Source organism: Geodermatophilus sp. SYSU D00663 (assembly GCF_054050655.1).
On the sequence record NZ_JBJGZT010000017.1, the window covers coordinates 39,373 to 61,120 of the forward strand.

The 21,748-nt window shown below is 75.1% G+C and carries 18 protein-coding genes; 5 read left to right on the forward strand and 13 right to left on the reverse strand.

The genetic code is table 11. The features are described 5' to 3' along the window. Positions 1 to 79: 79 nt before the first annotated feature. The 4 genes from ACI79Z_RS14475 to dop form a co-directional block, all read right to left on the reverse strand. Positions 80 to 712 (reverse strand): endonuclease domain-containing protein, encoded by a 633-nt coding sequence (locus tag ACI79Z_RS14475; protein WP_387989679.1) that lies wholly within the window; start codon positions 710 to 712, stop codon positions 80 to 82. 33 nt (positions 713 to 745) lie between these two features. After that, the gene (locus ACI79Z_RS14480) at positions 746 to 955 is read right to left on the reverse strand and encodes a ubiquitin-like protein Pup (protein ID WP_387989676.1); all 210 of its coding nucleotides are present in this window, start codon (positions 953 to 955) and stop codon (positions 746 to 748) included. 72 nt (positions 956 to 1,027) lie between these two features. After that, positions 1,028 to 2,011 carry an acyl-CoA dehydrogenase family protein gene (locus tag ACI79Z_RS14485; RefSeq protein WP_456903012.1) on the reverse strand — a complete coding sequence of 328 codons (984 nt, stop codon included), beginning with the start codon at positions 2,009 to 2,011 and terminating at the stop codon, positions 1,028 to 1,030. Then, entirely contained in the window at positions 2,011 to 3,516 is a 1,506-nt protein-coding gene (gene dop / locus ACI79Z_RS14490) for a depupylase/deamidase Dop (RefSeq protein ID WP_387989670.1), read from the reverse strand. Before dop ends, ACI79Z_RS14485 begins: the two co-directional genes overlap by 1 nt. A 43-nt stretch (positions 3,517 to 3,559) precedes the next feature. On the opposite strand from dop, the gene ACI79Z_RS14495 reads away from it, so the two are divergent. Next, a complete protein-coding gene (locus ACI79Z_RS14495) occupies positions 3,560 to 4,417 on the forward strand; it encodes a hypothetical protein (protein WP_456903013.1) in 858 nt (285 codons plus the stop codon). 58 nt (positions 4,418 to 4,475) lie between these two features. On the opposite strand, the gene arc is transcribed toward ACI79Z_RS14495, so the two are convergent. Further along, positions 4,476 to 6,257, reverse strand: a complete 1,782-nt coding sequence (gene arc / locus ACI79Z_RS14500) for a proteasome ATPase (protein ID WP_387989665.1) — start codon at positions 6,255 to 6,257, stop codon at positions 4,476 to 4,478. Positions 6,258 to 6,357: 100 nt separating this feature from the next. Further along, the gene (locus ACI79Z_RS14505; RefSeq protein WP_456903014.1) at positions 6,358 to 7,293 is read right to left on the reverse strand and encodes a tRNA (adenine-N1)-methyltransferase; all 936 of its coding nucleotides are present in this window, start codon (positions 7,291 to 7,293) and stop codon (positions 6,358 to 6,360) included. An 86-nt stretch (positions 7,294 to 7,379) separates the two neighbouring features. On the opposite strand from ACI79Z_RS14505, the gene ACI79Z_RS14510 reads away from it, so the two are divergent. Both ACI79Z_RS14510 and ACI79Z_RS14515 read left to right on the forward strand, forming a co-directional pair. After that, complete coding sequence (locus tag ACI79Z_RS14510) at positions 7,380 to 8,327, forward strand: RecB family exonuclease (protein ID WP_456903015.1); 948 nt, start codon at positions 7,380 to 7,382, stop codon at positions 8,325 to 8,327. Between the two features lie 257 nt (positions 8,328 to 8,584). Next, positions 8,585 to 9,763 (forward strand): amidohydrolase family protein, encoded by a 1,179-nt coding sequence (locus ACI79Z_RS14515; RefSeq protein WP_456903016.1) that lies wholly within the window; start codon positions 8,585 to 8,587, stop codon positions 9,761 to 9,763. Between the two features lie 4 nt (positions 9,764 to 9,767). Here ACI79Z_RS14515 and ACI79Z_RS14520 read toward each other — a convergent pair whose 3' ends face one another. From ACI79Z_RS14520 to ACI79Z_RS14540, 5 genes are all read right to left on the reverse strand, one after another. Continuing rightward, positions 9,768 to 10,490: an HAD family hydrolase gene (locus tag ACI79Z_RS14520; RefSeq protein WP_387989656.1), complete on the reverse strand. Its 723-nt coding sequence runs from the start codon at positions 10,488 to 10,490 to the stop codon at positions 9,768 to 9,770. Positions 10,491 to 10,593: 103 nt separating this feature from the next. Beyond that, complete coding sequence (locus tag ACI79Z_RS14525) at positions 10,594 to 10,803, reverse strand: dodecin (protein ID WP_387989654.1); 210 nt, start codon at positions 10,801 to 10,803, stop codon at positions 10,594 to 10,596. A 74-nt stretch (positions 10,804 to 10,877) separates the two neighbouring features. Continuing rightward, positions 10,878 to 11,396, reverse strand: a complete 519-nt coding sequence (locus ACI79Z_RS14530) for a hypothetical protein (RefSeq protein WP_456903017.1) — start codon at positions 11,394 to 11,396, stop codon at positions 10,878 to 10,880. A gap of 104 nt (positions 11,397 to 11,500) precedes the next feature. Further along, complete coding sequence (locus ACI79Z_RS14535; RefSeq protein ID WP_387989648.1) at positions 11,501 to 12,823, reverse strand: ATP-dependent 6-phosphofructokinase; 1,323 nt, start codon at positions 12,821 to 12,823, stop codon at positions 11,501 to 11,503. A 114-nt stretch (positions 12,824 to 12,937) separates the two neighbouring features. Then, on the reverse strand, positions 12,938 to 15,262 hold the full coding sequence (locus ACI79Z_RS14540) for a transketolase-like TK C-terminal-containing protein (protein ID WP_456903018.1): 2,325 nt from the start codon (positions 15,260 to 15,262) through the stop codon (positions 12,938 to 12,940). An 89-nt stretch (positions 15,263 to 15,351) separates the two neighbouring features. Between ACI79Z_RS14540 and ACI79Z_RS14545 the strand changes: the two genes are divergently transcribed. Further along, positions 15,352 to 15,720 (forward strand): nuclear transport factor 2 family protein, encoded by a 369-nt coding sequence (locus ACI79Z_RS14545; RefSeq protein WP_456903019.1) that lies wholly within the window; start codon positions 15,352 to 15,354, stop codon positions 15,718 to 15,720. Between the two features lie 40 nt (positions 15,721 to 15,760). Here ACI79Z_RS14545 and ACI79Z_RS14550 read toward each other — a convergent pair whose 3' ends face one another. After that, on the reverse strand, positions 15,761 to 16,786 hold the full coding sequence (locus tag ACI79Z_RS14550; RefSeq protein WP_456903020.1) for an NAD(P)-dependent alcohol dehydrogenase: 1,026 nt from the start codon (positions 16,784 to 16,786) through the stop codon (positions 15,761 to 15,763). Between the two features lie 424 nt (positions 16,787 to 17,210). On the opposite strand from ACI79Z_RS14550, the gene ACI79Z_RS14555 reads away from it, so the two are divergent. After that, complete coding sequence (locus ACI79Z_RS14555; protein ID WP_456903021.1) at positions 17,211 to 17,828, forward strand: helix-turn-helix domain-containing protein; 618 nt, start codon at positions 17,211 to 17,213, stop codon at positions 17,826 to 17,828. A gap of 99 nt (positions 17,829 to 17,927) precedes the next feature. On the opposite strand, the gene metH is transcribed toward ACI79Z_RS14555, so the two are convergent. Continuing rightward, positions 17,928 to 21,740, reverse strand: a complete 3,813-nt coding sequence (metH, locus tag ACI79Z_RS14560) for a methionine synthase (protein ID WP_456903022.1) — start codon at positions 21,738 to 21,740, stop codon at positions 17,928 to 17,930. Positions 21,741 to 21,748: the final 8 nt, after the last annotated feature.

Consider the following 21,748-nt stretch of genomic DNA (forward strand, 5'->3'; position numbering starts at 1 on the left):
CTACCGGCGCGGCTGGCAGGCCACCCGGGACGCACGTCGGCTCGGCTCCGGGTCGACGACCTCGCTTGGAGGACGCCCGTCAGGCGCCGCCGGCCGGGCTCCCACCACCCAGGAGCCTGCGCAGCATCCGACCGGCCTCCTCGTGGGAGCCGGTCGCCTTCAGTGCCCGGACCCGGTGCAGCTCGACGTAGTCGGCTGCGGCTCTCATCAAGGAGGGGTCGTCCCGGAAGAGGCCCAGTGCGAGGTTGCACCGCTCGCACAGCAGCGCCCGCGTCAGGTTCGTCGCGTGGTCGTGGTCGATGTGGCCGGGTCGAGGATCACCACAGAGGGCGCACCTGTCGGACTGCTTGGCACGCAGATCGTCGATCCCCGCTCGGTCCAGGCCGTAGCGCTGGGCGTAGTAGCGGTCCATGTCCGCCTCGCGCTTGCAGGGCTTGCACCTGCTGCCGAACCCCGACGCCGTCGTCGCACTCCGCACGTAGTCCTCGTGTGCAACCGCCTTCCGGCAGGACGGACACCACCGGAAGCCGTCGGGCACCCATGAGTGGTCCCGGACCTCGCGACCCTCGCGACGACGGGCGTTCCGGTACCACTCCCTGCTCCGCGCGCGGTTGCAGCTCAGGCAGTAGAAGGAGAGCCCGTCCGGCTGCGTCCGGTTCCGGCCGAACTCCTCGTCCGCCTTCGTCGCGCCACACTCGGGACAGGTCTTCACCCCGGGCAGCTATGACCTCAGGTAGCCAGACGGCTACTCTCCGCCCTTCTGCACGTAGCTCCTCACGAACTCCTCTGCGTTCTCCTCGAGGACGTCGTCGATCTCGTCGAGGATGGCGTCGACGTCCTCGGACATCTCCTTGTGCCGCTCGGCGACCTCGGTGTCGACCGAGGCCTCGACCTCGTCGCTCTCCTCGCGCGTGCGCGTGGCCCGCTGCTGCCCGCCGGTGTCCCTGGTGGCCATGTGCCCTCCCCTGGTGCGCGCCGAGTGCGTGCTGCTGCCGAAACTACCCGCAGGTACCGACACCCGGCGGCCTCAGCGGGCCGCGCCCAGCCGCGCCAGCAGCGACGCGCGGATCGCAGGGCGCGAGCCGAACACGAGCAGGAACACCGCCTCGCGCGCCGTCCGCTCGGCCACGGAGCCGGCGCGCGCGGCGCCGCTGCCCGTCGCCACCACCAGCGCCCCGGCCGCCCGGTGCGCCAGGGCCGCCGCGGCGGCCCGCGCCTCCGGGAGCTCGCACGGGCCGGCCGCGTCGAGCCGGGCGCGCGCGGCGGCCAGGTCGTCGTCCAGGGGGGAGGGGCCGACCAGCCGGGCGCACCGCCTGACCAGCCCCAGCGCCAGCGAGCCGTTGAGCCGCAGCCCGGCCGCGTCGCCCGCGCGGACCTCGGCCAGCGGGGTCGCACCCAGCAGCCGGCCGGCGGGCACCCGGTGGCCGCGCAGGTGCAGCTCGACCGTCGCGCTGGCCTGCACCGCCACCAGCGGCTGCGGCACCGCCGCGAGCGTCGGCCCCTCCACCGCGTCGGCCAGCACGAACGCGACGTCGTCGCCGTCGCGGGCGGCCACCAGCAGCACGTCGACCAGACCCCAGCCGGTCACCCACGGCACCGCGCCGTCGAGCACGAGGTCGCCGCCGTCCCGGCGCAGCGTCACGGGCGGGGCGTCCGGGCGGGTCGCGGCCTGCAGCGCGATCCCGGCCCGCCGCCGCCCGGCGCACAGGCCGGCCAGCAGCTCCGGGTGCGCCCCGGAGGCGGCCAGCCGCCCGACGACGCCGTGGTGCTGGAGCCACACGAACGCGGTGGCGAGGTCGCCGGCGGCCAGCTCCTCGACCACGGCCGCCAGCGTCGCGCCGTCGCCGTCCAGGCCGCCGGCCTCCGCGGGCCCCACCAGGCCGTAGAGCCCGGCGGCGGCGAGCGCGTCGAGGTGGCCGCGCGGGAGCACGCCGGTGGCGTCGACGTCGGCGGCCGCGGGCGCGAGCAGGTCCTCGGCCAGCGCCCGGGCGACCTGGACCGGGGCGGCCACTAGGAGCCGGTGATGGTGTCGACCAGCTCCTGCGCGCTCGCCGTGGACTCGAACAGCAGGCCCACGTGGTCGCGGGTGCCGCGCAGCGGCTCCATCGTCGGGATGCGCACCAGGTTCTCCCGGCCGAGGTCGAACACCACCGAGTCCCACGACGCCGCGGCCACCTGCGCCGGGAAGCGCCGCAGGCACTCGCCGCGGAAGAAGGCGCGGGTGTCGGCCGGCGGGGTGACCATCGCCCGGGTCACCTCGTCGTCGGTGAGCAGCCGCTGCATCGAGCCGCGGGCCACCAGCCGGTGGTAGAGCCCCTTCTCGGGGCGGACGTCGGAGTACTGCAGGTCCACCAGCTGCAGCCGCGAGTCGCCCCAGGACAGCCCGTCGCGGGAGCGGTAGCCCTCCAGCAGCCGCAGCTTGGCCGGCCAGTCCAGCCGGTCGGCCAGGCGCATCGGGTCGGTGCCGAGGTCGTCGAGGACCTCGGCCCAGCGGCGCAGCACGTCGGTGGTCTGCCCGTCGGCCTCCCCGTTCCGGTCGACGAAGCGCTCGGCGTGGTCGAGGTAGACGCGCTGCAGGTCGAGCGCGGTCATCCGCCGCCCGTCGCGCAGCCGCACCTGCGTGGCCAGCGACGGGTCGTGGCTGACCGCCTGAAGCGTGGCGACCGGCTCCTCGAGCGAGAGGTCCTCGCGCAGCGCCCGCGCCTCGATCATCGCCAGCACCAGCGACGTCGTCCCGACCTTGAGGTAGGTCGACAGCTCGGCGAGGTTGGCGTCGCCGATGATCACGTGCAGGCGACGGTACTCGTCGGGGTTGGCGTGCGGCTCGTCGCGGGTGTTGATGATCGGCCGCTTGAGCGTCGTCTCCAGGCCCACCTCGACCTCGAAGAAGTCCGCCCGGGAGGAGATCTGGAAGCCCTGGGTGCGGCCCTCGGTGCCGATGCCCACGCGGCCGGCGCCGGCGAACACCTGCCGGGTCACGAAGAACGGGATCAGGCCGCGGATGATGTCGATGAACGGCGTCCGCCGGTCCATCAGGTAGTTCTCGTGCGCGCCGTAGCTGGCGCCCTTGCCGTCGGTGTTGTTCTTGTACAGCTGGATCGGCTGGGTGCCGGGGATGCGCGCGGCCCGGCGGGCCGCCTCGGCCATCACCCGCTCCCCCGCCTTGTCCCAGAGGACGACGTCGCGCGGGTTGGTGACCTCTGGCGTCGAGTACTCCGGGTGCGCGTGGTCGACGTAGAGCCGGGCGCCGTTGGTGAGGATGACGTTGGCCATCCCCGAGTCCTCGTCGAGGTCGGTGTGGTCCAGCGCCTGCGCCGGGGACAGGTCGAAGCCGCGGGCGTCGCGCAGCGGCGACTCCTCCTCGAAGTCCCAGCGCGGGCGGCGGCGGGTCGGGGCGTCGGCGACGGCCCAGGCGTTGACCACCTGGCTGGACAGGGTGGTCGGGTTGGCGGTGGGCTGACCGGGCACCGAGATGCCGTACTCCACCTCGGTGCCCATGACCCGCCGGACGCTCATGCCCCGAGCCTAGGCCGCGGTCGCCGGACGCGAGGATGACCGGGTGACACCGCCACCCCTGGGCCTGCTGCTCGACGTCGACGGCCCGGTCGCCAGCCCGGTGACCCGGACGGTCGCCCCGGCGCTGCTGGAGGACCTGCGGGCGCTGCTGGCCGCGGGCGTCCCCGTGGTGCTCAACACCGGCCGGTCGGCGGAGTTCGTCGGCGAGCGCGTCCTGGCGCCGCTGGCCGCGGCCGGCCTGCCGGGCGGGGCCCGGCTGCACGCGGTCTGCGAGAAGGGCGGCGTCTGGACGTCGGCAGGCCCGGACGGGGCGGGCGAGGTCCACGTCGACCCCGCCCTCGCCGTCCCCGACGTGTGCCGCGCCCTGCTCGCCGACCTGGTGGGCGACGGCTACGGCGACGCGGTGTTCCTCGACGACACCAAGCGGACGATGGCCACGGTGGAGGCGCGCACCGACGTCCCCGCCGCCGTCTACGCCGAGCGGCAGCGGGCCTTCGACGCCGACCTGTTCGCCGCCCTGGTGACCGCGGGACTCGGCGTGCGGCTGGGCGACCGCGACCACCCCGACGCGGCGGGCCGGACGCCGTGGCGGATCGACCCGTCGGTGATCGCGACCGACGTGGAGTCGGTGCTCGCGGGCAAGGCCCGCGGGGCCCGACGCGCGCTGGAGCTGCTGCGGGCCGACGGGCCCCTCCCCCGGCTCTGGCGCACCGTCGGGGACTCCGCCACCGACTACGCGATGGCCGACCACCTGCACGGCCTCGGGTTCGACGTCGTCCACGTCGACGTCGGGCCCCGGGCGCCGCTCCACCGGCCGTATCCGGTGCGCACGGTGCCGGGTGCCGCCTACGAGGCCGCCGGCGGGGCGCACCTGCGCGCGCTGGCCGCCCTGCTGGGCTGACCGCGCCGGTGGCCCGGCTCCCGCGACGGGGAGCCGGGCCACCGGCGGCCGGGCCGGACTACAGGTACTGGCCGGTGTTGGTCGCGGTGTCGATGGCGCGGCCGGAGTCGCTGCCCTTGCCGCTGATCAGCGTGCGGATGTAGACGATCCGCTCGCCCTTCTTGCCCGAGATCCGCGCCCAGTCGTCGGGGTTGGTGGTGTTGGGCAGGTCCTCGTTCTCCTTGAACTCGTCGACGCAGGCCTGCATCAGGTGGCCGACCCGCAGGCCCGCCGTCCCCGTCTCCAGGTTCTCCTTGATGGCCATCTTCTTGGCCCGGTCGACGATGTTCTGCAGCATGGCGCCGGAGTTGAAGTCCTTGAAGTACAGGACCTCCTTGTCCCCGTTGGCGTAGGTGACCTCGAGGAAGCGGTTCTCCTCGCTCTCGGTGTACATCCGCTCGACGGTGCGCTGGATCATCGCCTGGATGGTGGCCTCGGCGCTGCCGCCGTTCTCGGCGAGGTCGTCGGCGTGGATGGGCAGCGTCGGCGTCAGGTACTTGCTGAAGATGTCGCGCGCGGCCTCGGCGTCGGGCCGCTCGATCTTGATCTTCACGTCCAGCCGGCCGGGCCGCAGGATCGCCGGGTCGATCATGTCCTCGCGGTTGGAGGCGCCGATGACGATGACGTTCTCCAGGCCCTCGACGCCGTCGATCTCGCTGAGCAGCTGCGGGACGATCGTCGACTCGACGTCGGAGGACACGCCCGACCCGCGGGTGCGGAAGATCGAGTCCATCTCGTCGAAGAACACGATGACCGGGGTGCCCTCGCTGGCCTTCTCCCGGGCCCGCTGGAACACCAGCCGGATGTGCCGCTCGGTCTCGCCGACGTACTTGTTGAGCAGCTCCGGGCCCTTGATGTTGAGGAAGTAGGACTTGGCCTGCCCCTCCCCCTTCACCGCGGAGACCTTCTTGGCCAGCGAGTTGGCCACCGCCTTGGCGATGAGCGTCTTGCCGCAGCCGGGCGGGCCGTAGAGCAGGATGCCCTTCGGCGGGCGCAGCTCGTACTCGCGGAACAGGTCCGCGTGCAGGAACGGCAGCTCGACGGCGTCGCGGATCTGCTCGATCTGCCGGGCCAGGCCGCCGATGTCGGAGTAGTCGATGTCGGGGACCTCCTCGAGGACGAGCTCCTCGACCTCGCTCTTGGGGATCCGCTCGTACACGTAGCCCGACCGCGACTCCAGCAGCAGCGAGTCGCCGACCCGCAGCGGCTGGCCGGTGAGCGAGTCGGCCAGGTAGACCACCCGCTCCTCGTCGGTGTGGCCGATGACCAGGGCCCGCGGCGTCACGCCGTCGATCGGCTCCAGCAGCTCCTTGAGCATGACGACGTCGCCCTGCTTCTCGTAGCCGAGCGCCTCGACGACGTTCATCGCCTCGTTGAGCATGACCTCCTGGCCGGGCCGCAGCTCCTCGGCCTCGACGGCCGGGGACACCGAGACGCGCAGCTTGCGGCCGCCGGTGAAGACGTCGACCGTGCCGTCGTCGTGCCGCCCGAGGTAGACCCCGTAGCCCGACGGCGGCTGACCGAGCCGGTCGATCTCCTCCTTGAGCGTGAGCAGCTGCTCGCGGGCCTCGCGCAGGGTGCCGGCGAGCTTGTCGTTGCGCTCGGAGAGGAAGGCCGCGCGGCCCTCCGCCTCGGCGATCCGCTCCTCGAGCGCCCGCACCTGCCGGGGGCTGTCGGCCACCTTGCGGCGCAGGAGACCGATCTCCTCCTCGAGGTAGGAGATCTGGGAGAGCAGGGCGGAGACGTCACGTTCGCGCCGCGCTCGGAACTCGTCGGGACCGCTGACAGGACCGGGGCCCATCGCGCACCTCCGCACATCGGGGGGAGCCAGGAGGCAAATCTATACACGCCTGCCGACACCGTGCCGGGCACTCGCCGGGGCGCGACTCCCCCCGGCGGGGCTACTTCTGGGGGCGCCGCTGGCGGACCGGAGCGACCACGCCCTCGGCCAGCCGGCGGGCGGTCACGAGGAACGCGGTGTGCGCGACCATGCGGTGCTCGGGGCGCACCGCGAGGCCGACGGCGTGCCACGGGCGGACCAGCGACTCCCACGCGTAGGGCTCGGTCCACACGCCCTGCGCGCGCAGCGCCTCGACGTAGGTGGACAGCTGGGTGACCGTCGCCACGTAGCCGACGAGGACGCCGCCGGGCCGCAGCGCCGCGGCCACGGTGGGCAGCACCGCCCACGGCTCGAGCATGTCCAGGACCACCCGGTCGACGACCTCGTCGGCGGGGTGGTCGGCGAGGTCGCCCAGGCGCAGGTCCCAGGTGTCCGGCACGCCGCCGAAGAAGGCGCCGACGTTGCCGCGGGCGACGTCGGCGAAGTCCTCGCGCCGCTCGTAGCTGGTGACCCGGCCCGACGCGCCGACGGCGCGCAGCAGCGAGCAGGTGAGCGCGCCCGACCCGGCGCCGGCCTCGAGGACCCGCATCCCGGGCCCGATGTCCCCGCTGCCGACGATCTGCGCGGCGTCCTTGGGGTAGATGACCTGGGCGCCGCGCGGCATGGACAGCACGAAGTCGGCCAGCAGGGGCCGGAACGCCAGGTAGCCGGTGTTGGCCGTGGAGTGCACGACCGAGCCCTCCGGCGCGCCGATGAGGTCGTCGTGGGCGATGGCGCCGCGGTGGGTGTGGAACTGCTTGCCGGGCTCGAGGACGACGGTGTGCAGCCGGCCCTTGGGGTCGGTGAGCTGCACCCGGTCGCCGGCGGCGAAGGCGCCCGGCACGCGGGCGGTGACGGCGGCCGGCTGCTCCCCGTCCGCGTTGGTGTCCGCGGGCAGCGGCCCGGCGGCGGGGGCGGCGCTCGTCGCGTTCTGGCTGGGCTCGGGCTGCGGTTCCACGGGCGGCCAGCCTAGGCCAGCGGCGGGACGGGTCCGTCCGGCGCGGGCGCTCGGAACTGTCGGAGGAGCGTCGTAGCGTCGGACGCATGACGGCAGTGGCGCAGGACCCGGCACGCAGCGGCACGGTCTTCCCCGGCACGGCGTCCGACGGCGGCGAGCAGGCCCCCGACGGGGGGAAGGCGCCGCGCCGGCCCTCGCTGTCGCCCAGCCGCGCGGCGGACTTCAAGACCTGCCCGCTGCTCTACCGCTTCCGCACCATCGACCGGCTGCCGGAGAGGAAGAGCGCCGCGGCGGTGCGCGGCACGCTGGTGCACGCGGTCCTGGAGCGGCTCTACGACCTGCCGCCGGCCGAGCGGACCGTCGAGGCGGCCCGCGGGCTGGTGGCGCCGGCGTGGGACGAGCTGCGCGCCGACCCCGAGGTCGAGGCGCTGTTCACCGCCGGCGAGGACGGGGCGGAGCCGCCGTCGCTGGAGGCCTGGCTGGACTCGGCCGGGAAGCTGGTGGAGACCTACTTCACCCTCGAGGACCCCACCCGCATCCAGCCGGAGGGCCGCGAGCAGCTGGTCGAGGTGACGCTGCCCGACGGGCTGCTGCTGCGCGGGTACGTCGACCGGCTCGACGTCGCCCGCAACGGCGCGCTGCGGGTCGTCGACTACAAGACCGGCTCGATGCCGCGCGAGGCGTTCGAGTCCAAGGCCCTGTTCCAGATGAAGTTCTACGCGCTGGTGCTGTGGCGCACCCGCGGCGTGGTGGCCTCCCAGCTCAAGCTCATCTACCTCGGCGACGGCGACGCGCTGACCTACGCCCCCGAGGAGGCCGAGCTCGTCCGCTTCGAGCGGACGCTGCTGGCGATCTGGGCGGCGATCGAGCGGGCGGTGGCCACCGGCGACTTCCGGCCCAACCGCACGCGGCTGTGCGACTGGTGCGACCACCAGGCGCTGTGCCCCTCCTTCGGCGGCACTCCCCCGCCCTTCCCCGCCGAGGCCGCCGCCCGGGCCGGCTGGGCGACGCTGCCGATCGTCGAGCGCGACTGACGCTCCCGCCCCGGCACCGGGCCGGTCCTGCCGGCCCGGCTCGTGGGGACGATCGCGGGACAACGGCCCGGGCAGGGTCCCGCCGGTCGCCGCTCCGCCGCCGTGGCGCCGGCCGGCGGGTCGGTCCGGAAGTTGGGGATAACGGTCGACGGACGGACGGACGGGCGCGGCGCGGCGGAGCGAGACGCGCCGGTCCCCGTCGACCGGCCGGCGCGCCCGGTCCTAGCGTCGGCGTCCCCGCCATCCAGGAGGCCGGCATGCGCGGCTACCGGGCCGACCACGCCTTCGACGGCGAGCGGGTGCTGCGCGACGGGGCCCTGGTGCTGGTCGACGACGGCCGGATCGTCGCCGTCGAGCCCGCCGGGGCCGCCCCGCCCGACGGCGTCCCCGTGACCGCGCTGCCCGGGACGACGCTGCTGCCGGGCCTGGTCGACACGCACGTGCACCTCTGCGGCGACAGCGGCCCCCGCGCCCTCGACCAGCTCCCCGAGCTGGAGCCGGCGCAGGTGGACGCGATCGTGGCCGCCGCCCTCCGGCAGCACCTGGCCGCCGAGGTCACGGCGGTGCGCGACCTCGGCGACGTCGGCTGGGCGGTGGTCGAGCGGGCACCGGCCGACGGCCCCACCGTGGTCGCGTCGGGCCCGCCGCTCACCTGCCCCGCCGGCCACTGCGCGGGCATGGGCGGCGAGGTCCGGGGCGCCGAGGCGTTGCGGGCCGCGGTCCGCGAGCGGGCCGAACGGGGCGCGGACGTCGTCAAGCTGATGGCCAGCGGCGGGGCGATGACCGCGGGCACCGACATGGCCGCCTGCCAGTTCAGCGCCGCCGAGGTGCGCGCCGTCGTCGAGGAGGCGCACCGGCTGGGGCTGCCGGTCACCGCGCACGCGCACGCGCTGACCGCCGTCCGGCAGGTGCTGGGCGCCGGCGTCGACGGCATCGAGCACTGCTCGTGCCTGACCGCCACCGGCTGGGGCGTCCCGCCGGCGCTGGCGGAGCAGCTGGCCCGCGCGGGCACCGCCGTCTGCCCGACGCTGGGCCTGGCCGAGGGCGCGGTGCCGCCGCCCCGGGTGCAGGAGCTCATCGACCGGCTGGACATGACCGAGCAGGCGCGCGCCGCCGACGCGGCCCGCCTGCACCGCGCCGGCGTCCGGGTCGTCAGCGGCGTCGACTGCGGCATCGCCCCGGGCAAGCCGCACGGGCTCCTGCCGCGGGCCGTCGCCTCGCTCGCCGACGGCGGGGTGCCCGCTCCCGAGGCGCTGGCGACGGCGACCTCCGTGGCGGCCGCCGCCTGCGGCCTCGGCGGGCGCACCGGGCGGCTGGCGCCCGGCCTGGACGCCGACCTGCTGCTGGTCGACGGCGACCCCACCGTGGACGTGGCCGCGCTGGCGCGGGTGCGGGTGGTGGTCTCCCGCGGCCGGGAGGTCGTGCCGGCCGGCTGAGGGGTCAGCGGCGCGGCGCGGTGTCCCGCCCGAGCAGCAGCCCCTCCAGGTCGGCGAGCCCGACGCCGGCCAGCGTGTCGCGCAGCACCAGGCCCGGCGCGGGCTCCAGCGGCTGCAGCGCGGGCACGCCGAGGACGGTCGCGCCCGCGGCCAGCCCGGCGGCCACCCCGGCCGCGGAGTCCTCGACGACGACGCAGTCCGCCGGGTCCACGCCGAGCGCGGCGGCGGCCTGCAGGTAGGGCGCCGGGTCGGGCTTGCGGGCGGGCACCTCGTCGCCGCAGACGGTGAGGTCGAACGGCGGTACGTCCGGGAACGCGCCCTCGACGTGCGCGATGACCACGTCGGCCAGGCGGCGCGGCGTCGTCGTCACCAGGGCCGTGGGCAGCGCGGCGGCGCGCACCTCGGCCAGCAGCTCGCGTGCGCCGGGCCGCCAGTGCAGGTCGGTGGCGAGCAGGCCGGCGACGGTCTCCTCCACCCAGGCGACGTCCGCGCGGGTCTGCTCGGCGGTGCGCTCGATCCCGAGGTCGGCCTGCAGGATCCGCATCGACGTCGCCATGCTGGTGCCGACGGTGGCCTCGCGGGCGGCGGCGCTCAGCTCACCGCCCAGGCGCCGGGCGAGGGCGAACAGGGCGTGTCCCCAGTGCTGCTCGGACTCCACCAGCGTGCCGTCCATGTCGAAGAGCACCGCGCGCAGGGCGGATCGGGTGTCGGGTTCAGGGAGGATCACGGCAGGTCTCTCGGGCAGACGGCAGGGGTGCGACGGCCCGCGCCGGCCGACGTCCCCAGTGTCCCACCGCGCCGGACCGGACCGGCGCCCGCACGCGAGGCGGTCAGTCCTCGACGCGGAACCCGATCTTGAGCGTCACCTGGACGTGCGCGACGTCGCCGTCGACGACCTGGCCCCGCACCTCCTGGACCTCGAACCACTCGACGTGCCGGATGGTCTGCGACGCCTTGCCGATCGCGGTGCGGATCGCGTCGTCGATGCCGGTCGGGCTGCTGCCGACGACCTCGGTCAGCCGGTACACGTGGTTGGCCATGGCGGTCTCCTCCCCGGGACGGCGGCGCCGTCCCGGGGTGATCCTGGCCCGGCCGGGGCCGGGCGCGGGAGGGCTCAGGCCCGGCGGCGGGCCCGCCGCAGCACCACCGCGCCGACCCCGCCGGCCACGGCGACGCCGATCGCGAGCCCGGTGCCGTTGCCCTCGGCCGGCATCTGCGTCGAGGGCGGGCACGCCGCGTCGGCCTTGCGGGCGGCGAGGTCGGTGCTGCCCAGGTGCCACATCGGGCCGCCGCCGTTCTCGACGGTCACGGAGAACACGCCGTGCCGCACCCCGGGGGCGAAGGTGGTCGGCTGCGGCTCGCCGAGCGGGGCCGGCGTCACCTGGTTGGCCGGGCCGACCGGGATGTCCACCGTCTCCCCGGTGCGGTTGTCGTAGCCGAACACCGCCGTCCAGCTGCCGTCGGCGTGCCGGACGACGCAGTCGACCAGCGGCACCACGTCGGGCGGGTCGGCGCGGTTCGGCGCCGCCCCGGCGACGCCGGGGGTGAGGGCGACGGCCGCGCCGACCGCGGTGGCCGCGAGGCCCCGCGCCAGGCGGCCCCGTCGCGTCGTCGAGCGTCCCGTCGTGTCCATGCCGTCCCTCGTGTCGCTGGTGAGCTGCACCTGACACGGGCCCATCGGCAGACGCGGGGGCGGCGGGGAGCCGGATCCCGGGATCCCACCCGGGCGGGTGAGCCCTACTCGAAGCGCACCGGCTGCCCGGTGGCCTCGAGCACCGACATCCACAGGTCGCCGAGCGGGTCGACGTGGTTGCGGCGGCTGACCGCCAGCGGCATCGGGATGTGCACGAACCGCCGGCGGCGCCGGGCCACGATCACCTCGGTGCGCCCGGCCATCGCCGCGTGCACCGCGGCGTGCGCCAGCCGCAGGCAGTAGGCGCTGTCGTAGGGGTTGGCCGGCACGCTGCGGATGGCGTAGCTGGGGTCGAAGTAGCGGACGTTGTTCTCGACCTTCGCGTCGTCGAGGTGCTCGGTGATCAGCCGGCGCAGCAGCCGGCCGACGTCGCCGAGGCGGACGTTGCCCGAGGCGTCGCGGCCGGGCTCGTGCTCCTCGATGTGCTCCTGCCCGGCGCCCTCGGCCACCACGACGACGGCGTGGCCGCGGTCCTCGACCCGGCGGCGCAGGTGCTCGAGGAAGCCGCGCTCGCCGTGCAGCGCGAAGGGCACCTCGGGGATGAGCACGTAGTCGGCGTCGTCCTTGGCCAGCACCGAGTAGCAGGCGATGAAGCCCGAGTGGCGGCCCATGAGCTTGACCAGGCCCACGCCGCCGGGGGCCGAGCGGGCCTCCACGCTGGCGGCGTGGATCGACTTGGTGGCCTCGGCCATCGCGGTCTGGAAGCCGAAGCTCTGGTCGATGTAGGGGATGTCGTTGTCGATCGTCTTGGGCACGCCGACGACGGCGATCTTCAGGCCGCGCTCCTGGATGACCCGCACGACCTCCATCGCCCCGCGGATGGTGCCGTCGCCGCCGATGACGAACAGGATGTTGATCGCCAGCCGCTCCAGGGCGTCGACGATCTCCTCGGGGTCCTGCACGCCGCGCGAGGTGCCGAGGATGGTGCCGCCCTCGTCGTCGATGTGCTGGACCACCTCGGGCGAGAGGTCGACGACGTCCTCGCCGTAGTGCGGGATGAAGCCGCGGTAGCCGTTGCGGAACCCGACGATCCGGCGCACGCCGTAGTGGCGGCACAGCTCGAGGACCAGCCCGCGGATGACGTCGTTGAGGCCGGGGCACAGCCCGCCGCAGGTGACGATGCCGACCCGGGTCTTGGCCGGGTCGAAGTAGATGCGCTTGCGCGGCCCGCCGGGCTCCAGGCTGGGCAGCTGGTCGACCGGCACGCCCCGGGTGCCGGCCATCGACAGGGTGTCGTCGAAGAGGATCCGGTCGTCCTCCTCCACCGAGTGCTGCGTGGTCTCCCGCGCGGCCAGCCGCTCCGCCAGCGGCGAGTCGATGCGGCACGGACCCAACGTCCGCACGGCGAGGTCCTGGTGTCCGATCACGAGGGTCAACGCTCCCACACCGGGGCACCGCCGCTGCGCGCGGCACCCCGGTCGTCAGGACGTCATGTCGACTGGATCTCCTGGGCCCGCGGAACGGGCCGCGGCGCGCTCCGCTCAGTCGACGAGGTCGAGCGCCGCGCCGACCAGCGAGTCGACGTCGAGGCCGTGGTGGCGGTAGACGCTGTCGAGGTCGCCGCTCTGGCCGAACCGGGTGACGCCCAGGTGCGCCGCCGGCACCCCGCGGACCCCGGCGAGGAACGCGAGCGTGTGCGGGTGCCCGTCGAGCACGGTGACCAGCGGCGCGGCCCGGTCGGCGGGGAACGCGCCGTCGAGCACCCACGGCGCGGCGTCGTCCAGCCCGCGGCGGGCCTGCACGGCGCGGAACAGCAGGCCGGGGCTGGTCACCACGACGACGTCGGCGGGGAAGCCGAGCCCGTCCAGCCGCTCGGCGGCGGCCAGGGCCTCGGGGACGACGGCGCCCATCGCGGCCAGCGTCACCGCCGGGCGCGGCACCCGGCGCAGCGGGTAGGCGCCGGCCACCACCTGCCGGCGGCGCCGCTCCCGGGCGGCCGGGTCGGCGGGCACCGCGGCCAGCGCCTGGTCCACCGGGCGGGTGGACAGCCGCACGTACGCCGACTGCCCGCCGGGGCGGCCCATCTGGCCGAGCGCGGCCAGCAGGCACCACTCGGTGTCGAGGGCGAACGCCGGCTCGTAGGACAGGCAGCCGGGCTGCTCCAGCCCGATCGACGGGGTGGTCACCGACTGGTGCGCGCCGCCCTCGGGCGCCAGCGTCACCCCCGATGGCGTGCCGACCAGCAGCGACTGCCCGCCGGCGTAGATGGTGAACGACCACGGCTCCAGCGCCCGCTCGACGAACGGGTCGTAGAGGACGCCGACCGGCAGCAGCGGCTGGCCCCACCGCGACCAGGTGGCGCCGAGCTCGCCGATGGCGCCGACCAGGTTGGTCTCGGCGATGCCGAGCTCCACGTGCTGGCCCGAGGGCTTCTCCCGCCAGTGCAGGATCGTCTCGGCGTCGTCGGCGAACCAGTCGCGGCGGTCCTCGTGCGACCAGACGCCGACCTTGTTCACCCAGCCGCCGAGGTTGGTCGAGCTGGACACGTCGGGGCTGACGGTGACCACCCGCCGGCCCACCTCCGGGGCGGCGCGGTTGAGGTCGAGCAGCGTGCGGCCCAGCGCCGCCTGCGTCGTCGCGGTGCCCGACGGGGTGCGGCCCAGGTCGGCCGGCACCGGAGGGGCGACGGCGTCGTCGACCGGGGGCCGGGTCAGCCGCCGCGCCGCGGCGGCGAGCAGGTCGGCGGGGCGGCTGCCGGCCGGGAACCCGGCCCACGGCTGCGCCGGGTCGACGCCGACGCGGGCGGCGAGCTCGTGCAGCTGGGCCTCGGTGAGCAGCGCGGAGTGGTTCTGCGGGTGGCCCTCGGTGGCCAGCCCGTAGCCCTTGAGGGTGTAGGCGATGACCACGGTGGGGCGGGTGTCGTCGATCCGCGCGAACGCCTGCCGCAGCGCGGTGAGGTCGTGCCCGCCGAGGTTGCGCACGGCGGCGACCAGGTCGGCGTCGGCCACGTCGGCGACGAGCCCGGCGACCGCGGCCGCGCCGGGCCCGTCCCCGGGCAGCTCCCGGCGGACCTCCGCGGGCGTGCGGCGCAGCAGCCGCTGGTACTCGGCGTTGCTCATCCCGTCGATGCGGTCGCGCAGCGCGGCCCCGCCGGGCCGGGTGAACAGCTCCTCCAGCAGCGCGCCGTACTTGACGGTGAGCACCTGCCAGCCGGCCGCGGTGAACATGCCCTGCAGCCGGGTGGCGCCCATGGTCGGGACGACGCGGTCCAGCGACTGCCGGTTGAGGTCGACGATCCAGTTCACCTCGCCGAGCTCGGCGACCATCGGGTCGAGCACGGCCTCCCAGACCGCGCCCTCGTCCAGCTCGGCGTCGCCCACCAGCGACCACTGCCGGCCGGTGCCGCCGGCGCCGAACTGGGTGTTGACGTAGCGGCGGGCCAGCGCGCCCCAGATCGGCGCGGTGGCCCCGATGCCGACCGAGCCGGTCGAGTAGTCCGCCGGGAGGGGGTCCTTCAGCCGCGACGGGTAGGACTGCAGGCCGCCGAACTCGCGCAGCGTGGTCAGCCACGAGGCGTCCAGCTGCCCGAGCAGGAACTCCAGCGCGTGCAGCACCGGGCTCGCGTGCGGCTTGACGCTCACCCGGTCGTCGGCGGCCAGCTGCTCCAGCCACAGCGCGGTCATGATCGTGACCATCGAGGCGCTGGACGCCTGGTGCCCGCCCACCTTGAGACCGCTCGGGTTGGGGCGCACCCGGTTGGCGTGGTCGACGATCGCCGTCGCCAGCCACAGCACGCGCTGCTCGATCTCGCGCAGCGCGGCGTCGTCCGAGCCGGTGGCGGGGGGCCGCGGGGCGGCGAGCGTCATGGTCACTCCTGTCGGGTGGGCGGACGACCAGCATCGCGCGGACGCGCGCTCCTCCCGGAGGGAGGTCCGGTGTGCCACCGTCGCTCCCCGTGACCACCCCGGACCGCCCCGCCCTGCTGCGCTCGCTCTACCGGGCGTTCACCGCCCGCGACCTGGACGCGGTGGTGGCCGCCATGGCGCCGGACGTGGACTGGCCCAACGGCTGGGAGGGCGGCCGGGTGCACGGGCACGACGGCGTGCGGGACTACTGGGAGCGGCAGTGGGCGCAGGTCCGCCCGCTGGTGCGGCCGACCGGCGTCGAGGAGCGCCCGGACGGCTCGGTCGCGGTCACCGTGGCGCTGACCGTGCGCGACCCCGGCGGCACCGTGCTCTCGCGGGAGACGGTGCGCCACGTCTACCGGTTCAGCGGCGACCTGGTGTCGCGGATGGACCTCGAGCGGGTGGGCGGGGAGGGGTAGACGCGGCCCCCGGCCGGGGCGGGCCGGGGGCCGCGCACGCTCACGGCACGAGGATCGCGCGTCCCCGCACCTGCCCGGCCTCGAGGTCGCGGAGCGCGTCCACGGCCCGGTCCAGCGGGTACCGCTGGGTGTGCAGGGTGACCTTCCCGGCCTGGGCGAGCACCATCAGCTCGGCCAGGTCGGTGTAGGTGCCGACGATGTTGCCGACGACGTTCTTCTCCCCGGCGACGAAGTCCAGCGTCGGGATGCGCAGCTCGCCGCCGTACCCGATGACGTAGTACGAGCCGGCCGGGCGGGTCATGCGCCAGCCGTCCATCTCCGCGCCCTGCTCGGCGACGAAGTCGAAGACGACGTCGGCGCCCCCGCCGGTCAGCTCCTGGACGGCCTGCACCTGGCCGCCGTCGGCGACGACGGTCTCGTCCGCGCCGATCTGCCGGGCGAGCGCCAGGGCGTCGGGGTTGCGGTCGACGACGACGACCCGGGTGGCCGAGAGCGCGGCCAGGCACTGCACGCCGATGTGGCCGAGGCCGCCGGCGCCCAGGACGACCGCCGTCGTGCCCGGGTACAGCAGCGGCAGGGCCTTGCGCACCGCGTGGTAGGCGGTGATGCCGGCGTCGGCGAGCGCGGCGACGCCGGCCGGGTCGGTCGACGGGTCGAGCTTGACGCACGCGCGGGCGGTGGTGCGCAGGTACTCGGCCATCCCCCCGTCGTCGTTGCTCAGCCCGGGGAAGAACGCGTTCTCGCACTGCATGTCCCGGCCGGCGCGGCAGGCCGCGCACAGGCCGCAGCTGGGCTGCGGGTGCAGGATCACCGTGTCGCCGACGGCGACGTTGGTGACCCCCTCCCCCACGGCGTGCACCCAGCCGGCGTTCTCGTGCCCGATCACGTAGGGCAGGTCCGGGTTCTGCAGGTCGGCCCACTGGCCCTCGAGGATGTGCAGGTCGGTGCGGCACACCCCGGCGCCGCCGATCTTCACGATCACGTCGAGGGGGCCCCGGAGCTGCGGTTCGGGGATCTCGTCGATCGAGGGGTCGGCGTGGTACTCGTGCACGCGGACGGCCTTCATCTAGCGCACCTCCAGCGGGAGCGGGGGACGGTCGTACTGCTCGCCGTCCCTGGTGTACATCCGTCGGCCTCCGTCGGCTCCGGGCGTGAGCTGGGTCACGTGCACGCCGCCGACGCTAGCGCGGGACGCGACCGCCGCGAGCGGGCCCGGCGTCTCACCTGGAGACGCCGCGCCCGCCGCCGCGGCGGGTGCCTCCCCGTGGCACGGGACACCGGCGTCCTGCCGTCCGGAGGTGCCCGTGGACGAGCTGGTCCGGCCCACCGGAGCCGCTGCCCGACCCCGTGCCGGCCGGCCGGGGCAGCGCCCCGCGGGTGCGCGCGTCGTGGCGGCGCAGCCAGGGCTACGGCGTGCCGTCCGACGAGGTCGTGCCCGTGTTCACCGGCACGCCGGACACCGGCCCCTGCTGTACGAGTGCGCGCACCGGGTGCTCACCGACCTGCAGACGACGATCGCCGACAAGCCGGTGGGCCTGATGCTCGCCGACCCCGCCGGGTTCGTGCTGGCCCCGATCGGCGACGACACCTCGGGACGTCGCCCCGCGGCTGGAGCTGTGGACCCCCGAGCTGCGCGACGGCGACACTGCGTGATCGTCTCCGGGCTGCACCGGCTGCCGGCGTGGGCCGCGGGCGAGCTGGCGCAGGTGCTGGCCACGGTCCGCCGCGCCGGGGCCCGCAGCCCGCGGTGCTCACCGCGCCGGAGTACCGCGCGGCAGGAGCGGCACCGGGACGTGTCGTTCACCCCGCGCGCGGCCCGGGCGCTGGCCGCCTGCGGCTGGCCGGGCAACGTCGCCCAGCTGCGGCGGGTGGTGCGGGAGGCGGCGGCCCGCGCCGACGTCGTCGACGTGCGCCACCTGGCGCCGGAGGTGCTCGACGGCGGCGCGCGGGCGCTGACCCGCCTGGAGCGGCTCGAGCGCGACGAGATCGTGCGGTGCCTGACCGAGCCGGGCACCACGATGACGCGCGTCGCCGAGGAGCTCGGCATCGGCCGGGCGACCCTCTACCGCAGGATCGCCCAGTACGAGATCACCGTCCCCCAGCGCTGACCCCGCGACGTGCCGGAACGACCCCGGTGCAGCACCGGGACGGCCCCGTCCCGGGGCTCGTCCCGAGCGTGCGGGCGTTGAGGAGGACAGGGGCCTTCGTCAGTCGTCGTCGGTGCGGTAGCCCAGGTTGGGGGCGAGCCAGCGCTCGGCCTCGGCGAGCGTCCAGCCCTTGCGGCGGGCGTAGTCCTCGACCTGGTCGCGGCCCAGCCGGCCCAGGTTGAAGTACCGCGCCTCCGGGTGCGAGAAGTACAGCCCGCTGACCGCGGCGCCCGGCCACATCGCCATGGACTCGGTCAGCTGCAGCCCGATCGAGGCCTCGACGTCGAGCAGGTCCCAGATCGTCTGCTTCTCGGTGTGCTCGGGGCAGGCCGGGTAGCCGGGCGCGGGGCGGATGCCGCGGTAGCGCTCGGCGATCAGGGCGTCGTTGTCCAGCCGCTCGTCGGCCGCGTAGCCCCAGAACTCCCGGCGCACCCGCTCGTGCAGCCGCTCGGCGAACGCCTCGGCCAGCCGGTCGGCGAGCGCCTCGAGCATGATCGCCGAGTAGTCGTCGTGGGCGGCCTTGAACGCCGCGACCCGCTCGGCCGAGCCGAGGCCCGCGGTGACGGCGAAGGCGCCGACGTGGTCGCGCAGCCCGGTCTCCTTCGGCGCCACGAAGTCGGCGAGCGACCTGCGCGGGGTGCCGTCGCGGCCCTCGGTCTGCTGCCGCAGCTGGTGCAGCACCGCGCGCACCCGCGTGCGGGACTCGTCGGTGTAGACCTCGATGTCCTCGCCGTCGACCCGGGCCGCCGGGAACAGCCCGAACACGCCGGAGGCGGTGAGCCAGCGCTCGGCGACGATCCGGTCGAGCATCGCCTGCGCGTCGGCGTACAGCCGCCGCGCGGCGTCGCCGGTGGCCGGGTTGTTCAGCAGGTCGGGGAACCGGCCGCGCATCTCCCAGGCGGTGAAGAACGGCTGCCAGTCGACGTAGCCGCGCAGCTCCTCCAGCGGGTAGTCGCGCAGCACGCGGGTGTAGCCGACCTCGGCGTGCGCGTGGTCGCAGGAGGGCCCGGTGCACACGTCGCGGGTCTGCTGCAGCAGCATCCGCGGCCGCGGCGGGGTGTAGACCGACCAGTCCAGCGCCGGGGCGGCGGCGCGGGCGGCGGCCAGCGGCAGCAGCGTCCGGGTGTCGGTGCGCGCGGCGTGCCGCTCGCGCAGCGTCTCGTACTCGGTCTCGGTGGCCGCCAGCAGGCCGGGGCGCTGCTCGTCCGACAGCAGCGCCGCGACGACGGGCACCGACCGCGACGCGTCCTTCACCCAGATGACCGGGCCGTGGTAGCGCGGGGCGACCTTGACCGCGGTGTGCGCCCGCGACGTCGTGGCCCCGCCGATGAGCAGCGGCACCTCGAAGCCCTGCCGCTCCATCTCGCCGGCCAGGTTGACCATCTCGTCCAGCGAGGGCGTGATCAGCCCGGACAGGCCGATGACGTCGGCGCCGACCTCCTTGGCGGTGTCGAGCACCTTCTGCGCCGGCACCATGACGCCGAGGTCGACGACGTCGTAGTTGTTGCACTGCAGCACGACGCCCACGATGTTCTTGCCGATGTCGTGGACGTCGCCCTTCACCGTCGCCATGACCACGGTGCCGTTGGTGCGGCGCTCGTCCCCGCTCCCCGTGTCGCCGGGCTGCTTCTCCGCCTCGATGTGGGGCACGAGGTGGGCCACGGCCTTCTTCATCACCCGCGCGGACTTCACCACCTGCGGCAGGAACATCTTCCCGGCGCCGAACAGGTCGCCGACGACGTTCATCCCGCCCATCAGCGGGCCCTCGATGACCTCGATCGGCCGGCCGCCGCGCGCGGCGATCTCCCGCCGCAGCTCCTCGGTGTCGGCCTCGACGAACTCGTCGATGCCCTTGACCAGCGCGTGGGTGATCCGCTCCTCGACCGGCAGCGCCCGCCACTCCTCGGCGGCGGCCTCCTCGGCGGCGCCGGAGGCGGCGTACTCGCCGGCGATCTCCAGCAGCCGCTCGGTGGCGTCGGGCCGGCGGGCCAGGACGACGTCCTCGATGCGCTCGCGCAGCCGCTCGGGGACCTCCTCGTACACCTCCAGCGCGCCGGCGTTGACGATGCCCATGTCCATGCCGGCGGCGATCGCGTGGAAGAGGAACACCGCGTGGATGGCCTCGCGGACGCGGTTGTTGCCGCGGAAGGAGAACGAGACGTTGGAGACGCCGCCGGAGACCAGCGCGTGCGGCAGGTTCTCCTTGATCCAGCGGGTGGCCTCGATGAAGTCCAGGCCGTAGCGGGCGTGTTCCTCGATGCCGGTGGCGACGGCGAAGACGTTGGGGTCGAAGATCACGTCCTCGGCGGGGAAGCCGACCCGGTCGACGAGGATGTCGTAGGCGCGGCGGCAGATCTGCTGCCGGCGCTCGAGGGTGTCGGCCTGCCCGTCCTCGTCGAAGGCCATGACGACGACGGCCGCGCCGTACCGGCGGCACAGCCGGGCGTGCTCGACGAACTCCGCCTCGCCGTTCTTCAGCGAGATCGAGTTGACGATCGACTTGCCCTGCAGCTGCTGGAGGCCGGCCTCGATGACCTCCCACTTGGAGGAGTCGACCATCACCGGCACGCGGCAGATGTCGGGCTCGGCGGCGATCAGGCGGGTGAAGCGGGTCATCGCCGCGACGCCGTCGATCATGCCCTCGTCCATGTTGACGTCGATGACCTGCGCGCCGGCCTCGACCTGCTGGCGGGCGACGGCCAGCGCCGTCGGGTAGTCGCCGTCGCGGATCAGCCGGCGGAACCGGGCCGAGCCGGTGATGTTGGTGCGCTCGCCGATGTTGACGAACAGCGAGTCGGCGTCGACGGTCAGCGGCTCCAGGCCCGACAGCCGCAGCGCCGGGCGGACGGCCGGCGGCGTGCGCGGCGGCAGCCCGTCCACCGCCGCGGCCACTGCGGCGATGTGCTCGGGCGTGGTGCCGCAGCAGCCGCCGACGACGTTGACGAAGCCGTCCTCGGCGAAGCCGTGCAGCACGCCGGCGGTGTCGGCGGGCGCCTCGTCGTACTCGCCGAAGGCGTTGGGCAGCCCGGCGTTGGGATAGCAGGAGACGAACGCGTCGGCGATCCGCGCCAGCTCGGCGACGTAGGGCCGCATCTCCGCGGCGCCCAGCGCGCAGTTGAGCCCGACCACCAGCGGCCGCACGTGGCGCACCGAGTGCCAGAACGCCTCGGTCGTCTGCCCCGACAGCGTCCGGCCGGACGCGTCGGTGATCGTGCCGGAGACCATCACCGGCCAGCGGCGGCCGCGCTGCTCGAACAGCGTCTCCAGCGCGACGATCGCGGCCTTGGCGTTGAGCGTGTCGAAGACCGTCTCGACCAGCAGCACGTCCGCGCCGCCGTCGACCAGGCCGCCGGCCTGCTCGAGGTAGGCCTCGACCAGCTCGGGGAAGGTGACGTTGCGGGCGCCGGGGTCGTTGACGTCGGGCGAGATGGACGCCGTCCGGGTGGTCGGGCCCATCGCGCCGGCGACGTACCGCGGCTTCCCCGGGGTGCGCGCGGTGGCCGCGTCGGCCTCGCGGCGGGCCAACCGGGCCGCCGCGACGTTGATCTCCCGCGCGAGCGCGGCCATGCCGTAGTCGGCCAGCGAGACGGCGTTGGCGTTGAAGGTGTTGGTCTCGACCAGGTCGGCGCCGGCGTCGAGGTACTCGCGGTGGATGCCCGCCACCAGCTCCGGCCGGGTGAGCACCAGCAGGTCGTTGTTGCCCTGGACGTCGACCGGCCAGTCGGCGAAGCGCTCCCCGCGGTAGCCGGCCTCGCTCGGGCGGTCCCGCTGGATCGCGGTCCCCATCGCGCCGTCGAGCACGAGGATCCGCTGCTCCATCAGGGAGGTGAGCTCCGCCGTCGCGTCGGGCCGGAGGTCGGGGGCGTCGGTCACGGGCATCC